This is a genomic window from Kribbella sp. CA-247076 (genome assembly GCF_050942445.1).
Taxonomy (GTDB): Bacteria; Actinomycetota; Actinomycetes; order Propionibacteriales; family Kribbellaceae; genus Kribbella.
Genome location: NZ_CP192051.1, coordinates 5,945,450 through 5,961,356 on the forward strand (window position 1 = coordinate 5,945,450; position 15,907 = coordinate 5,961,356).

Below are 15,907 nucleotides of genomic sequence, written 5' to 3' on the forward strand. Positions count from 1 at the left end.
CTGGGCATGGACGTCCTGATCCTCGGCCTGATCAACATCGTCATCTTCATGGTGATCTTCGTGCCGGTGGCCCAGCGACTGCTTGGCGTGCGCTTCGGCCTGGTCCGGCTCGCGCTGGGCGCCGGGCTGACGCTCGCGCTGTTCAACCCGATCTCCCGGGGCCTGGTCGGGCCGCCGCCGTTCGAGGGCTCGACCGGCGCCGCGATGTCGCTGCTCGTGCTCACGACGCTGTGCTCGGTGCTGTCCGGCCTGATCTTCCTGGTGCTGTCCGAGGCCCTGGTCCCGACCGGGTCGTTGCCCCGGGCCCGCGATCTGCGCCGCGACCTGGCCGGCCGGATCGCCCGCACCAGGCGGTACCTGCAGATCCTGAGGATCGCGATCCGGCACGGCCTCGGCCCGTACCTGCGCGGCCGTCGCCGCCCCGGCCGCGAGAACGCCGCCGGTCAGGCCGAGCTCGCCCGTTCACTGCGGCTGGCCCTCGACGAGGCCGGCGTCACGTTCGTCAAGCTCGGCCAGGTGCTGTCCACCCGCAGCGACATCATCCCGGTGTCGGTCGCCGACGAGTTGAGCCGACTGCAGGACCAGGTCTCCCCCGCCCCCTGGCCCGAGGTCGAGGCCGTGCTGACCGAGGAGCTCGGCGCCTCGCCCCACCAGGTGTACGCCGCCTTCGACACCGAGCCGCTCGCGGCCGCCTCGGTCGCCCAGGTCTACACCGCGCGTCTGCCGGAGGGCGCGGACGTCGTGGTGAAGGTGCAACGTCCCGGGATCGCCGCGCTGGTCGAGCGGGATCTCGACATCGTCCGCCGGCTCGCCCGGCTGCTGGAGCGGAACACCGACTGGGGCCGGTCGATGGGGGTCCGGGCGCTGGCCGACGGGTTCGCGGACGCGATGCGCGAGGAGCTCGACTTCACCGTCGAGGCCGGCAACATGACCACGGTCGCGGCCGGCCGATCCGTTGCCTCCAACAACGACCTGGTGGTCCCCGAGCTGTACCCGCGGGCGTCGACCGCCCGGGTGCTGACGATGCAGCGGCTGGACGGCATCGGTCTCGGCAACGCCGCGCAGGCGATCGCCGACCGCGGCCTGGACGCCGCCCGGCTCGGCCGGGTGCTGTTCGACTGCCTGCTCGGACAGGTCGCGATCGACGGCGTCTTCCACGCCGACCCGCATCCCGGCAACTTCCTGCTGCTCACCGACGGCCGGATCGGCATGCTCGACCTGGGCTCGGTCGGCCGGCTCGACCCGGCCACCCGGGAGGCGCTGCAGCGGTTCCTGCTCGCGATCGACCACGGCGACCCGGTCGCCGCGACCGACGCCCTGCTGGAGATCGTCCACCGCCCGGACGTGGTCGACGAGCGCAGTCTCGAGCGGGCCGTCGGCCAGTTCATGACCCGGCACCTCGCGGCCGGCGTGGCCCTGGGGCCGGCGATGTTCAACGACCTGTTCCGGATCATCACCTCGCACGAGCTCGGCGTACCGCCCGAGGTGGCCGCGGTGTTCCGTTCCCTGGCCACCATCGAGGGGACAATCTCGCGCATCTCCCCCGGCTTCGACCTGGTCGCCGCGTCCCGCCAGTTCGCGGCCGCGCACGTCACCGACCGGCTCGCCCCGGACGCCTTGCGCCGTACGGCGACCGAGGAGCTCGCCACATTGTTGCCGATGTTGCGGCGACTGCCCCGGCGGATCGACCGGATCGCCGCGGCGGCCGAGAGCGGGCGGCTCGGCCTGAACGTCCGGCTGCTCGCCGACGACCGCGACCGCCGGCACATCACCACGCTGCTCCACCAGGTGCTGCTCGCCATCCTCGGCGCGACCGCCGGCCTGATGGCGGTACTGCTGCTGGGAACGCCGGGCGGTCCGAAGGTCACCGAGACGATCACCCTGTTCCAGCTGTTCGGCTACAACCTGCTGGTGATCTGCGCCGTCCTGGTGCTCCGCGTCCTCGTGCTGGTCTTCCGCCTGCCGGACGGCAACCGCCCTTGACTTGAAGTGAGCTTGAACTTCGAGGATGTCCACCATGTCCTCGACCAGCGCACCTGCCGCCACGCCGCACCGCCTGTTCAGCGGCCGCCACCTGCCGCTCGTGTTCGGCGTCGTCGGGCTCGTCACCCTCGGCGCGTTCGAGAACCGCGCGGTCGGTACGGCGCTGCCGACGATGGTGCGCGAGTTCGACGCGCTCGGCAGCTTCGGCCTGGCCAACGCCGCCCCGAACGCGAGCTACCTGATCTCGCTCGCGCTCGCCGGCCTGTGGTCCGACCGACGCGGCCCGATCCCCACGCTCCGCGTCGGCGCGATCGCGTTCACGCTCGCCCAGCTCCTGGTGGGTACGGCGGCCGGGATGCCGATGGTGGTCGCCGGACGGCTGCTCAGCGGGTTCGCGGAAGGGTTGCTCGACGTGTCGCTGATGGTGCTGGTCGCCCGCACGCTGCCCGCCGTACTGCGGCCGAAGATGTTCTCGCTGTTCGCGGCCATGTGGATCCTGCCGTCGGTGCTCGGGCCGGTGCTGACCGGTCTGGTGACCGAGGAGTTCGGCTGGCGCTGGGTGTTCCTCGGCGCGATCCTGCTGATCGTGCCGAGCTGGATGCTGCTCGGCCCCGCGATGCGGCAGGCGGCGAACGCGCCGGCGCCTGAGCGCAGCGCGGAGGACGTCGCCGAGCTGGCCGCCTGGCGGGCCGCACTGCCGTGGGCGCTGGCGGCCTCGGTCGCGCTGTTCTCGATGACGCTGGCCGGTGACCACCTCGAGGCGCACCCGGTGCTCGGCGGGTTGGTGATCCCGGTGACGCTGGTGGTGCTCGGGCTGGCCGCCATACGGGTGATGCCGGCCGGGACGTTCGTGGCTCGCCGGGGCTTCCCGGCGGTGGTCGCGGTCCGGGGTCTGGGCGGCGCGGCGTTCGTCGGGACCGGTGCGTACCTGCCGCTGCTGCTGACGCTGCAGCACGACTTCAGTCCGTCGGAGGCCGGGGTGACGCTGTCGATCACCGGCGTGAGCTGGGCGTTCGGGTCGTGGCTCCAGGGCCGGGAACTCGGCATCGACCGGGTCAGCGTGCTCCGCTCGGGCCTCGCACTGATGACCGTCGGTCTGGCGGTCACCTCCCTGCTGGCCTGGACGAACGCGACCGCGTGGTTCGGCCTGATCGGCTGGGGGTTCGCGGGCGTCGGGATGGGTCTCAGTTCGTCGAGTCTGTCGGTGCTCACGCTGGACCTGTCCGACGCGGGCAACTCGGGCCGCAACAGCAGCGCCGGTCAGATGGCGGGCACGATGAGCATCGCCATCGCGCTGGCGGTCAGCGGCACGCTGCTCGCCCTGAACGCCGCCGACCCACAGCCCTGGGTCTTCGGGACGATCCTCACGGCCGGCACCGCGATCGCCCTCCTCGGCCTGCTCGCCGCCGGCCGCGTCCGGCCAACTTAGCAGTTGCGTGTTTGCTCGCGTGAGCTAGAGTTTGCTTGTGCGAGCAAAACGAACGCTTACCGAGCAGGCGCGGCGGAGTCAGATCGTCGCCGCCGCGATCGAGGTGATCGCGGCGCACGGGTCGGCGCAGGCCAGCTTCAAGGCGATCGCCGAGCAGGCCGGGCTGAGCAGCACGGGCCTGATCTCGTACCACTTCGCCAACCGCCAGGAGCTGATCGCGGAGGTCGGCCGGCACATCCTGGAGACCTTCGGCGCCTTCGTCCTCGACCGCACGCAGGGCGTCGAGGAGCCGGTCGCGGTGCTGCAGGCGCTCGCCGAGGCGAACGTCGCCTTCCTCCGGACGCACCGTGCGCACGCGGCCGCCCTGCTCCGGATCAAGCAGGACGCCGCGATCGCCGAGCTCGCCCGCTCCGACCAGGACCGGCTGGCCGACGTCCTGCGGCTCGGCCAGCAGACCGGCGTACTCCGCGAGTTCGACCCGCACCTGGTCGCGGTGTACATCCTCTCGATCCGGGACGGAATCATCCGTCAACTCGACCTCGAACCCGACCTCGACCTGGACGCGGCCGCCCGGGAGTTCGCCACCCTGGTCGACCGCGCCACCCGGAAGGCCTGACATGCGCAGCCTCGCCCTCACCCTGACCCTCGTCGCGACACTAGTTGCCTGCAGCAAGGATGTGAGCCCCGAAGTGACCACTCAAGGCCCCGTCGTGCACACCGACGCCGGAGACGTCCGCGGCACGGTCCACCCGGACCGGCGCGTCTTCCAGGGGATCCCGTACGCCGCCCCGCCGGTCGGCGACCTCCGCTGGGCACCCCCGCGACCCGCGGCGTCCTGGACGGGCGAGCGCGACGCCACCAAACCGGGCAGCCCGTGCCCGCAGCTGAAGAGCGCGATCGCCGATCTGTCCGGGACGAACGAGGACTGCCTGTTCCTCAACGTGACCACCCCGACCAAGCCCGGTGACAAGAAGCCGGTGATGGTGTGGATCCACGGGGACGGCGCGATCGGTTCCGGTGACATCTTCGACCCGGCCCGGCTGGCGGTGGACGGTGACGTCGTCGTGGTCACGTTCAACTTCCGCCTCGGCGTCTTCGGTGCGTTCGGTCATCCCGAGCTGGAGGACTCCGGCACGATCGGCCTGCAGGACCAGCGCGCCGTACTCCAGTGGGTCAAGCGCAACGCGGCCGCGTTCGGCGGCGATCCGGGCAACGTGACGTTGTTCGGCGTCTCGTACGGCGCCACGTCGACGAGTGCGCACCTGCTGTCGAAGGAGTCACACGGGCTGTTCCACAAGGTGATCATGCAGAGCGGGTTCACGCTGATGGACATGCCGGCGGGCGCGGTCTACGAAGGCCTCCCGGCGCTGCCGTGGTACGGCTGGACCACGACGAAGGACGCCCAGGCCCAAGGTCTCGCGGTGGCGAAACAGCTCGGCTGCCAGGACCTGGCCTGCCTGCGGAAGGTTCCGGTCGCCAAGCTGCTGGCGGTGCCGCAGGTGATGAACATCTTCCAGCCGTACGCCCTCGGCAACGACCAGCTGCCGGCCGACCCGGCGAAGGCGCTGACCGACGGTGAGTTCGCGAACGTCCCGGTGCTCTCCGGTACGACGCGCGACGAGCACACCACCTTCGTCGCCTTCTTCCGCGAGCTGGCCGGCGCCCCGGTGACCGCGGCGGAGTACCCCCGGCTGCTCCGCACCGCCTTCGGTGCCGACGCGGCCGCGGTCGAGCGGGAGTACCCGCTGACGTCGTACCCCACGCCGGCGGTGGCCTGGGCCTCCGTGCTCACCGACCGGATGTGGGCGCAGGCCCAGCTCCGGCAGAACCAGTTGCTGGCGGCAAAGAATCCGCTGTGGTTCTACGAGTTCGCGGACCGGAAGGCGCCGCAGGACATCCCGTTCCCGAAGGGTTTCGCGGCGGGTGCGTGGCACGCGGGTGAGGTGCAGTACCTGTTCCGCGACGGCACGTCCGAGCTGACCAAGGACCAGCTCGCCCTGTCCGACGCGATGATCCGCTACTGGACCAACTTCGCGCACCGCAGCGACCCGAACGGCGACGGTCTGCCGGACTGGCCGAAATTCACCACTCCGGACACGGTCCAGTCCCTGGCGCCGAACGCGATCCGCCAGGTCGACTACGCACAGGAGCACCGACTGGCATTCTGGGAGCGGCTTGGGGTCTAGAGTGTGCGGCATGGCTGAGCTGCTGACCGATGACCAGATCGACCAGGCGATCCGCGACCACCTGCCGCAGTGGAAGTTCGCGGACAACGCGCTGGTGCGCAGCATCAAGCGGGAGACGTTCCTGGACGGGATCCGTCTGGTCGCCACCGTCGCCCAGCTGGCCGAGTCGATGAACCACCACCCGGACATCGACATCCGCTACACCACGATCACCTTCAAGGTCAGCAGCCACGACGCCGGCGGCATCACCGACGACGACCTCGTCCTCGCCCGCCACATCGACACCGCCGCCGGCTGACCGCTTCCCGCCATGACGGCTCTCGGCCAGACCGAGCGCTGGCTGACCACCGGGCCGCCCGTCTACACCTGAGGGCATGACCTCACGCCGCCTCGCCTCCGGTCTCACGGCCGCCGCCGTCCTGCTCAGCCTGACGACCCCCGCCCACGCGTTCTCGCCGAACCCCGGCTGGAGCTGGAACCGGCCGCACTGCGACACCGTGTACGGCGACGGGTCGGTGACCATCACCGAGACCGACGGGGCGACGCTGGCCCCGACCACCGGGCAGCTGCGGCCGGTGACGTACGCGAAGGTGGCGGCGCTTCCGGAGCCGAACACGCTGATCACCATCGGCCGTCAGTCGATCCAGCGGTCGAGTGACGCCGGCTGCAGCTGGCAGCTGCTCGACAAGGTGCCGGATGACCTGAGCGCGTACGACGTCCAGCCGGGGCCGGGCGACACGGCGTACATCTATTCCGTGAACGACCAGCCGATCCACCGGGTCAAGGGCAGCGCCGTCAGTACCGTGCAGGGCCCGGTGAACGGCGATGGCCTGGCCGCCCTGGTCTCCGCGCCGGGCCGACTGCGGGTGGTCGCCGGAGACGGTCAGCTCTACGACTCGTACGACGACGGCGTCAGCTGGCAGCGCGTCGGCGTACCGGCGGCGCGCGACCTGTTCGTGTACGACGCGGTCGTCGACCCCCGCGACCACGACCACGTCGTCCTCGGGGTGATGTCGGACGGCGTCTACGTCACCCACGACGGCGGCCGGAGCTGGCGGCGGTCGGAGCCGGTCGGCCGGGTGAACGCGTTCAGCCTGGCGATCTCCCCGGCCGATCCCGCCAAGGTCTGGATGGAGGGCTTCGACCGCGACCGGGGGAGCCGCTTCATCTGGGAGTCGGCGGACGGCGGGCTGAAGTTCGAGCCGGTGCTGGACCAGACCCGGGCGACGTTGATCAACGGCAACCGGATGTGGGCCAGTCCGGTCGACCCGGATCTCCTGTACTTCAGCTTCGGCACGTCGTTCGCGAACTACGGCGCCGACCTGTACAAGTTCCGCCCGTCGACCGGCGAGCTGACCAAGCAGCACAACCGCAACGACGGCATCCCGTCGCTCGCCTTCAACCCGGCCGACCCGGCCGTGCTGTACCTCGGGCTGGCCGAGGAGCGGTAAGTCTCTGCCTGGGTGTGGATCGGATACCGTTGGCGAGTGACGACTGCCGAGGAGTACCGCCTGCTGGGGTTCAGCGACGAGGACCGAGCCGACGCCGAGGCCTTCCAGGTCGACCGGGCGGTCGTGGCCGACCTGGCCGACCAGCTCCGGGCGGCCCTCGGCAAGCTCGGGCAGGAGCCGCAGCTGCGAATGCCGGAGGATCCGCGGAACTCGGTGCAGGCGTTCCTCGACACTTTGCCCGACGTCCGCCGGTTCCACGCCGAGCGCGGCATCCCGGACGACGTCAGCTGGGCGACGCTCGCGGACCTCGGGCAGCAGCTCAGGGTGAACCGCCGGACCCACGGCGAGTACGGGCTGGAGACGCACTGGTGGATGACCGTGCACTGGACCGGCCAGATCTACGCGCTCGGCCGGCTGCAGTACCTGCTCCACCAGGTGCCGGCCGACAAGCCCGTCCCCGGGACCGAGCCGGGTGAGTGGGTGATCGGCGTCCACATCCCGGAGACCGGACCGCTGACGCCGGAGGCGGTCGACGACAGCCTCGAGCAGGCGCGGGAGTTCTTCCCGCGGTACTTCCCGGAGTATCCGGTGAAGACCGCGACGCTGTGGTCGTGGCTGATCGACCCGCACCTGCTCGACAACCTGCCGCCGGAGTCGAACATGGTCCGGTTCGGCCGCCGCTTCACGCCGTACGGCGAACCCAACGACAGCCAGGACAGCGCGATCTTCTTCACCTTCCGGACGCACGGCCTGGACCGGCTGGACGAGCTGCCTCAGGACACCACGCTGCAGCGGCTCGTCGTCGGCCGGATCAAGTCCGGCGGCACCTGGCAGAGCGCCTACGGCTACCTCCGGCTCTGACTCAGCCCGGCCTTCGGAGCGCCGTACTTCGTCAGCCAGCCGACCAGCTCGATGTTGCTCACACACCGGACGTCGGGCTGCCGGCACGTCTCGTGGACGAAGCTCGTCAGGGCGTCGAAGTAGACGCTGTTGTTCCAGCGGTTGAAGTGGTTGCCGAGGAACAGCGGCGGGTTCCCGTTCGCGCGTGAGCGCGCGAGCGCCTGGCGATAGGTCGCGAGCACCTGCGCCTTCAGCACCGGCGCCTGCGCGATCGGTGCGGTCCGCGCACCGGTCTGGGCGAACCACAGGTTGTAGTCCATCGTCAGCGTGTTCTTCCCGGTCCCGGCGAGTTCGATCGACTGCAGCGGGAAGTTCCACAGCCCGCCGGCCTTGGTGGGCCACGCGATCAGCCCGGGTTCGGAGGCGTCGTACAGCATCCCGCGCTGCGCCATCGCCTGCCGGTACGCCGGCCGGTCGCCTTCGAGACACGGTGTCCGCATGCCCTTGACCGTGGCCGGGTCGAACGGAGCCTTGGTCGGCCCGGTCCGCACCATCCGGTCGAACGCGACCAGCTCCGCGGTCCACTGCGCCGCGGTCCACCGGCCGACCCCGGTGGTGCCGCAGAAGTGGCCGTTCGCGTGGGTGCCGATCTCGTGGCCTTCGGCGATCGCCTGCCGCAGGACGGCGGCGCGGGCCTCGATCGCGTCCGGTCCCCCGCCCCAGCCGATGTCGGACGCACCGGCCTTGCGGTACGGCGGTCTGTAGTCGGTGCGGCGCGTGGACGGGTACAGGTACGGGCCGGACAGGAAGAACGTCATCCGGGCGTCCACGTGCCGCGCGATCGCCCGCCATCGAGCCCAGAGCGCGAGGTCGCCGGCACCGTCGAACGAGACGACCAGGAACAAGGGCGGCTTCCCGTTCGCCAGTCGCGCCGGGAAGCTCCGGGTGACCGGCGCCGCGGCGCCGTCCTCTCGCCGCGGCACGCCGGCGCTCGGGCTGCGAGGCGTGCCGGGGCTCTGGCGGGCGCTGGGACTGGCACTGGGAGTGTGGCTGGGGCTGTGAGTGGTCCTCGGCTTCGAGGTCGAGGCGGGCGTAGGGGCGCCTTCCAGGGGGACGTCGGCGCATCCGGCGATCAGCGCCGCTACGACCGCAGCGGCGCCGAGAAGGTTCACGCCGGCGGCCCTCTCCACGCGTCTACTGACGCATGCCGGACCAGCTATTCCCGGGCAGGACACGCCTCCGCGCGGGAAGCCGCGCGGTGACTGTTATCCGGCGGTGATCTTCGCCGCGCGCCGGCGGACCGCGATGCGGCGGGAGGTCTCGATCACCAGGCCGATCAGGAACGCCAGGCTGAGGCTGAACCCGAGCGCCTTCAGCGAGTCGTGCGCGAACGCGTCCCCGCCGAGGTAGCCGAGCAGCGCGACGTACGTGTAGGCGATCGAGACGCCGGCGAAGGTGAACACGAAGAACTTCTTGAACGAGTACCGGGTCGCGCCGGCGGTCAGCGTGGCCACCATCCGCGCGCCGGGGACGTACCGGACCGTCATCAGGATCAGCCCGCCGCGGGAGTGCAAGGCGGCGGACACCTTGTCGTAGATCGCCTGTCTACGCTCCTGCCGCTTCATCCAGCGGTGCAGCATCGGACCGGACCCACGCCCCATGAAGTAGCAGACCGTCTCGCCGATGACCGAGCCGAGCATCGCCAGCACGATCACGAGCAGCAGGTTCTGGTGACCCGCCGCGGCGGCCATCCCGGCGGTGACCACCAGGCCCTCGCTCGGGATCACCGGGAAGACAGCGTCGATCGCGGCTGCCAGGAACAGGACAAGCAGGAGCCAGTGAGAGGCCATCGCCACACTGAGCAGCTGCCGCGCAGCCTCCATCAACTCTGTCATCCGGAACAGGATGCCATCCGCAGCCAAATCCGTTGCAATCCCAGCGGTGTGATTCAGCGGGGTTTCACCGGATGTTCAGGCTTCCACGGCAGCGCGTACCGTGACCGCGACCCTACGTGCTGTTGCTCAGCTCACGGGCCAGCTCGGTCCGCGAGTGGATGCCGAGTTTCGTGTACACCTTCCGCAGGTGGTACTCGACGGTCTTCGGGCTGAGGAACAGCCTGGCCGCCGCCTCGCGGATGCTCTGACCGTCCGCGAGCAGCAGGGCGATCTGCCGCTCCTGCGGGGTCAGCTCGTCCGCCGTACTCGGCACCCGGCGTCGCGCCGTCTCGCCGGTCGCCTTCAGTTCGGTCGCGGCCTGGTCGGCCCAGCCGGCAGCTCCCAGGTGGTCGAACGCCTCCACGGCGAGCCGGAGCTGGGTCCGGGCGTCCACACGCCTTCGGGCCCGCCGCAGCCAGGCGCCGTACGTCAACCGTGTGCGCGCCTGCTCGAAGACGTCCAGCGTCTCCGCGTGACACTCGAGTGCACGCTCGAAGTCGTCCGCGCTCTCCGACACCAGCCCCCGGACGCGCGCCGCCCGCGCCAGCGACCAGGGCTGGCCCTTGGCCTGCGCCCGGACGAGGTACTCCCGCGAGACCGCCTCCGCGTCCGCAGCCCGCCCCAACCGCCGGTACGCCTCCACCATCTCCGGCACCGGGGACAGATCAGGGTCCATCAGCCCGTTGGCCGCGAGTACGGCGAGCAGCCGCTCGTACTGCGATAACGCGGCCGCCGGATCCCCACGGCCCAACTCGAAGTCGCCCAGTCCGAACAAGGACCACACTGCGCCGAGGGAGATGTCGCGGTCGTCGCAGATGCGCAGAGCCTCAGCCGCAAGCGTTTGACAGTGCACTCGACCCTGATGTGCGGCCAGCCAGGCGTGACCGGCCAGGTTCATCGCCAGCTCGGTCGTCTGGCCGATCTCCCGGGCCAGCCGCACTCCCTCGTCGTACGACGCCGCCGCATCCGCCCACCGGTCAGTGGTGGCGTCGTCGCGCGCGAGCACGAACAGCAGGCCGGGCAGTGTGCCCAACGCGACCTGGTCCCGGCGCTCGAGCATCGCCTGCTGCAGGAGGGCGCGACCCGTGCCGCTCTCCCGGAGAAAGAGCGGCGCGATCGCCATCCACACCTGCCGACGGCGGTCGCGGTCCAGCTCGTCCGAGGGCGCCAGGGCGACGGCCTCACGGATCTGGTCGGTCCCGCCCTGGCCGGCGAGGATCTTGGCGACCCCACTGGCCATCATGCCGATGATGCGAGGGCCCGGGCGTTCCACCGACGGCAGCCGCTGGTCGATGCCCTCCGCCGCTCGGAGCGCGGACGCGGTGTCGCAGAGACGGAAGCACGCGTTGACCGCGTCGGCCAGCAGTCCGGTGGCGATGGCGTCGTCCTCGCACTCTGCGGCGGCCGCAAGCAGGATGTCGCGTGCTTGCGCGGGCGACCCACACTTGACGGTGAGTTCGGCCCGGATCTCCTGTGCGCGGATCCTGGTGGCCGCACCCGGCTGTAACGCCAGCGCTTCGTCCAGGAGTGCTTCGGCCCGGTCGGGCAGCCCAGCCGACCACGCCGCCTCACCTGCTGCCACCAGCCTGAGTGCTCGACCCTGTGGTGATTCGGTCAGCCGCGCAGCACGCTGGTACGCCGTCGCTGCGACCGCGTGCGCCCCACGCCCGGCCGCATGCCCTGCGGCGACCTCGAGTCTGCCCGCGACCTCGTCATCGGTCCCGAGGACTGTCTCCGACAGGTGCCACGCACGCCTGTCCTCGTCCTGCGTAGCCCCGGCGACTGCCCGGTGGACAGTACGGCGTTCAGCCGGGTCGGCACTCGTGTAGACCGCCGACCGCACCAGCGGGTGCCGGAACTCGACCCGGCCGTCGTGAATCGCCACCAGCGCGGCCGTCTCGGCCTCAGCCAACGCGGACACCTCGACGCCGAGCTCCTTGCAGGCTCTGGCGACCGCGCCGAGCTCACCGTCGTCGACGGCGGCGACGAGCAGTGTGGTCCGCGCAGCCGGGCTCAGTCGATTTGCCCTGGCGGTAAAGGCTTTCGCGAGCAGGGCGGGGACAGGCATGGGCACACCGGGAGTGAGCCGGTGCAACGCAGCCGGCTCACCGGCCAGCTCCAGCAGAGCCAGCGGATTCCCGGCGACGGTCCGGTGGAGCTGGGCGACGAGGTCGACGGGCAGACCGTGCACCAGTTGCTGCGCCGCGGTGAGTGGCACGCCTTCGAGGACGAGCGACGGGAGGTCCGCGTCTGCGAGCGGATGAGGCTCGTTCTGGCGGGCGCCGATCAACGCGACGATCGGGTCGGCGACGAACCGGCGCGCTGCGAACAGCAGGGCCTCGGCCGACGGCCGGTCGAGCAGGTGCGCGTCGTCGACTATCACGGCGACCGGTGCGTCCTCGGCGTACCGGCAGATCAGGCTGAGGGTCGCGGCGCCGACGGCGAACCGGTCGGCCGGGCTCTCGACCGGGCCGAGGGCGAGCGCGGCCTCGAGGGCTGCCTGCTGGGGACGCGGAATGCGGTCCAGCTCGGCGAGCGCGGGTCGGAGCAGCTGGTGCAGGGCGCCGAACGGAACGTCCTGCTCGGCCTCGGTGCCGCGGGCCCGGAGGAGACGGAGTCCGGTCGTCAGCGTCGCCGCCTCGTCGAGCAGAGCGGTCTTGCCGATGCCGGGCTCGCCGGTCACCAGCAGCACGCCGGCGACCCCCACCCGCGCCCCCGCGACCAGCTGCTCGATCACCCGGCGTTCCGCGTCCCGCCCGATCAGCATGTCTCGCAGTCTGCACCAGGTGGGGCACCTGATGCGACGGGCGAGCCCCCTTGCCTACGTTCGCCGTACATCAAGCGCTGTACCGGAACGAGGGGGACGGACGACATGACTGTTGCGATCGACGGCGACAAGCTGATGGGGCTGGTCTACCAGGCTGTGGGCGAGGCGGGCGCGACCCTGCACGCGGCACTCGTGGTGATGGGCGACCGACTCGGCTACTACCAGGCACTCGCCGACGGCGGGCCCGCGACGCCCGGAGAGCTGGCGGAGCGGACGAGCACCAGTGAGCACTACACCCGCGAATGGCTCAACGCCCAGGCGGCCGGCGGGTACGTCGAGTACGACGCGAGCACCGGCCTGTACACGCTGCCGCCGGAGCAGACCGTGGCGCTGACGGACCCGAACAGTCCGGCGTACCTGCCCGGGCTCTTCCAGACCGCACTGGGCACCGTGCAGCACACCACGCAGACGATCGAGGCCGCGCGCAGCGGCGCGGGCATCGGGTGGCACGAGCACACGTCCGACGTCCATGTCGGGTGCGAGCGGTTCTTCCGGCCGTCGTACAATGCGAACCTGCTGTCCAGCTGGCTGCCCGCGCTCGACGGCGTGGTGGAGAAGCTCGAGCGCGGCGCCAAGGTCGCCGACATCGGCTGCGGGCACGGCTCGTCCACGATCCTGATGGCGGACGCGTTCCCGCGGACCGAGTTCTTCGGCTCGGACTACCACCAGGAGTCGATCGAGACCGCCCGGCTGCGCGCGGCCGAGGCCGGGGTCGGCGAGCGGATCCGCTTCGAGGTCGCGCCGGCCACGGGGTTCAGCGGCTCGGACTACGACCTGGTCACGACCTTCGACGCCCTGCACGACATGGGCGACCCGGTCGGCGCCGCCCGCCGGGTGCGGGAGGCGCTCGCGCCGGACGGCACCTGGATGCTGGTCGAGCCGATGGCCGGCGACCACGTCGAGGACAACCTCAACCCGGTCGGCCGGGTGTACTACGGCTTCTCCACGCTGCTGTGTACGCCGGGGTCGCTGTCGCAACCGGTCGGCCTCGCACTGGGGACCCAGGCCGGCCCGGCCCGGATCCGCGACGTCACCACCGCGGCCGGGTTCTCCAGGTTCCGCACGGTCGCGGAGACGCCGTTCAACCTGGTGTTCGAGGTTCGGCCCTGACACCGTGACCGCATGGGGGACGAGACGATGACCGAGGTACGCGGAACGGTCGAGCGGGACGGGGTGACGGTCGGGTACGCCGTCCACGGCAGTGGCGGGCCGACGGTCCTGCTGTTGCCGACCTGGTCGATCGTGTCGTCCCGCATGTGGAAGGCGCAGGTCCCGTACCTGTCCAGGCACTACCGGGTGATCACCTTCGACGGCCGCGGCTCCGGCCGATCCGACCGACCAGTCGGCGCCGCGGCCTACAGCGACTCCGAGTTCGTCGCGGACGCCCTCGCCGTACTGGACGCGACCGCGACCGAGTCGTGTGTTCTGGTCGGCTTCTCCCGCGGCTGCCCGTGGGCGTTGCAGCTGGCGTTGACGCAGCCGGAGCGGGTTCTGGGGATCGTGTGCATCGGTCCGGCGACCAGACTGGCGCCGAAGCTCGAGGAGCGCACGCAGTGGACGTTCAACGAGCGCCACGAGAGCTCCGAGGGCTGGGCGAAGTACAACCGCCACTACTGGGTGGAGGGCGGGTACGACGACTTCCTCGAGTACTTCTTCGGGAAGCTGTTCAGCGAACCGCACTCCACCAAGCAGATCGAGGACTGCATCGGCTGGGGACACGAGATCGCTCCGGAACGACTCGTGGACACCGAGGTCGCCCGGGAGGACCACCTGCCGCCGGAGCGGCTCACGCAGGTGTCTTGCCCGGTGCTGGTGATTCACGGCGCGCAGGACGGCATCCGGCCGCATCTGGAGGGCGCCCTGCTCGCCGAGGCGACGGGTGGTTCGCTGGTGACCGTGGAGGGTGGTGGACACGCTCCCCACGCGCGCGACCCGGTCATGGTGAACGGCCTGCTGCGTTCCTTCGTCGATCGCGTCGCTCCGCGGCCGGTGCGACGCACGTGGGTTCGAGCGCTCAGCCGGCCACGGCGGGCGTTGTACCTGTCGTCGCCGATCGGCCTCGGCCACGCCCGCCGGGACCTGGCGATCGCTCGCGAACTGCGGGCGCTCCGGCCCGGCCTGGAGATCGACTGGCTCGCGCAGCATCCGGTGACCCGGGTGCTCGAGGACGCCGGCGAACGGGTCCATCCGGCGTCGGCGTACCTGCGGAACGAGTCGGCGCACATCGAGTTCGAGGCGGGTGAGCACGACCTGCACGCGTTCCAGGCGGTCCGGCGGATGGACGAGATCCTGGTCGCGAACTTCCTCACCTTCGCCGACGTGGTGGCCGAGACGCCGTACGACGTGGTGATCGGGGACGAGGCCTGGGAGGTCGACTACTTCCTGCACGAGAACCCGGAGCTCAAGCGGTTCGCGTACGCCTGGATGACGGACTTCGTCGGCTGGCTGCCGATGCCGGACGGCGGGTCGCGTGAGGCCCGGCTGACCGCGGACTACAACGCGGAGATGATCGAGCACCGGGCCCGGTTCGCCCGGCTGCGGGACCGGTCGGTCTTCGTCGGCGACCCGGACGACATCGTCGACGGCTCCTTCGGTCCCGGGCTGCCGGGCATCCGCGAGTGGACCGAGCGCAACTTCGACTTCGCCGGTTACGTCACCGGCTTCGTCCCCGAACGCGTCGACCGGGCCACGCTCAGCTATCCCGCCGACGGTCTGCTGTGCGTGGTGACGGTCGGCGGCTCCGGGGTCGGTACGTCGCTGCTGCACAAGGTCCTGGACGCGGTCCCGATCGCGCGGCGGTTGGTCCCTGGGCTGAACTTCGTGGTCGTCACCGGTCCGCGGATCGATCCCGCGTCGCTGCCGTCCGTGCCGGGTGTGACGCTGCGCGGCTACCTGCCCGAGCTGCATCGCCATCTGGCCGCGGCCGACCTCGCGGTCACCCAAGGCGGACTCACCACCTGCATGGAGCTGACGGCGGCCCGGGTCCCGTTCGTCTACGTGCCGCTGCGGCATCACTTCGAGCAGAACTTCCACGTCGCCGCCCGCCTCGACCACTACCACGCCGGCCACCGCCTCACGTACGACGAAGCCGCCGACCCACTGGTGCTCGCAGAGGCCATGGCCAAGGCGTTGACCACGCCCACCGACTACCGTCCCGTCGCCGACGACGGCGCCGCCCGCGCCGCACAACTACTCGCGGACCTCCTCTGAGCGCTCGACAGACGCTGCACCAGCTGGTGAAGTGTCGGTGTGCTCGT

The 15,907-nt window shown here is 71.0% G+C and carries 12 protein-coding genes; 9 read left to right on the top strand and 3 right to left on the bottom strand.

Annotation, left to right across the window (positions count from 1 at the left end):
* Positions 1-6: 6 nt before the first annotated feature.
* From ACQPYZ_RS28035 to ACQPYZ_RS28065, 7 genes are all read left to right on the top strand, one after another.
* The gene (locus tag ACQPYZ_RS28035; protein ID WP_433161324.1) at positions 7-1,983 is read left to right on the top strand and encodes an ABC1 kinase family protein; all 1,977 of its coding nucleotides are present in this window, start codon (positions 7-9) and stop codon (positions 1,981-1,983) included.
* Between the two features lie 34 nt (positions 1,984-2,017).
* A complete protein-coding gene (locus ACQPYZ_RS28040) occupies positions 2,018-3,412 on the top strand; it encodes an MFS transporter (protein ID WP_433161325.1) in 1,395 nt (464 codons plus the stop codon).
* Between the two features lie 37 nt (positions 3,413-3,449).
* Positions 3,450-4,028 carry a TetR family transcriptional regulator gene (locus ACQPYZ_RS28045; RefSeq protein WP_433161327.1) on the top strand — a complete coding sequence of 193 codons (579 nt, stop codon included), beginning with the start codon at positions 3,450-3,452 and terminating at the stop codon, positions 4,026-4,028.
* Between the two features lie 73 nt (positions 4,029-4,101).
* Positions 4,102-5,598 carry a carboxylesterase/lipase family protein gene (locus ACQPYZ_RS28050; RefSeq protein WP_433161328.1) on the top strand — a complete coding sequence of 499 codons (1,497 nt, stop codon included), beginning with the start codon at positions 4,102-4,104 and terminating at the stop codon, positions 5,596-5,598.
* A 10-nt stretch (positions 5,599-5,608) separates the two neighbouring features.
* Positions 5,609-5,896, top strand: coding sequence for a 4a-hydroxytetrahydrobiopterin dehydratase (locus ACQPYZ_RS28055; RefSeq protein WP_433161330.1), 288 nt, complete (start codon positions 5,609-5,611; stop codon positions 5,894-5,896).
* A 76-nt stretch (positions 5,897-5,972) separates the two neighbouring features.
* Positions 5,973-7,049, top strand: coding sequence for a WD40/YVTN/BNR-like repeat-containing protein (locus tag ACQPYZ_RS28060; protein ID WP_433161332.1), 1,077 nt, complete (start codon positions 5,973-5,975; stop codon positions 7,047-7,049).
* Between the two features lie 36 nt (positions 7,050-7,085).
* Entirely contained in the window at positions 7,086-7,910 is an 825-nt protein-coding gene (locus tag ACQPYZ_RS28065; protein ID WP_433161334.1) for an acyltransferase domain-containing protein, read from the top strand.
* On the opposite strand, the gene ACQPYZ_RS28070 is transcribed toward ACQPYZ_RS28065, so the two are convergent.
* The 3 genes from ACQPYZ_RS28070 to ACQPYZ_RS28080 form a co-directional block, all read right to left on the bottom strand.
* Positions 7,895-8,872 (bottom strand): hypothetical protein, encoded by a 978-nt coding sequence (locus tag ACQPYZ_RS28070; protein ID WP_433161336.1) that lies wholly within the window; start codon positions 8,870-8,872, stop codon positions 7,895-7,897. The genes ACQPYZ_RS28065 and ACQPYZ_RS28070 overlap by 16 nt on opposite strands.
* 282 nt (positions 8,873-9,154) lie before the next feature.
* Complete coding sequence (locus ACQPYZ_RS28075; protein WP_433161338.1) at positions 9,155-9,784, bottom strand: DedA family protein; 630 nt, start codon at positions 9,782-9,784, stop codon at positions 9,155-9,157.
* Positions 9,785-9,896: 112 nt separating this feature from the next.
* The gene (locus ACQPYZ_RS28080; RefSeq protein WP_433161339.1) at positions 9,897-12,590 is read right to left on the bottom strand and encodes a helix-turn-helix transcriptional regulator; all 2,694 of its coding nucleotides are present in this window, start codon (positions 12,588-12,590) and stop codon (positions 9,897-9,899) included.
* A gap of 105 nt (positions 12,591-12,695) precedes the next feature.
* Here ACQPYZ_RS28080 and ACQPYZ_RS28085 point away from each other — a divergent pair, with 105 nt between their 5' ends.
* Together ACQPYZ_RS28085 and ACQPYZ_RS28090 are read left to right on the top strand one after the other, a co-directional pair.
* Entirely contained in the window at positions 12,696-13,760 is a 1,065-nt protein-coding gene (locus tag ACQPYZ_RS28085) for a class I SAM-dependent methyltransferase (protein ID WP_433161341.1), read from the top strand.
* A gap of 12 nt (positions 13,761-13,772) precedes the next feature.
* Positions 13,773-15,860, top strand: coding sequence for an alpha/beta fold hydrolase (locus ACQPYZ_RS28090; RefSeq protein ID WP_433161343.1), 2,088 nt, complete (start codon positions 13,773-13,775; stop codon positions 15,858-15,860).
* The last annotated feature ends 47 nt before the right edge of the window (positions 15,861-15,907 follow it).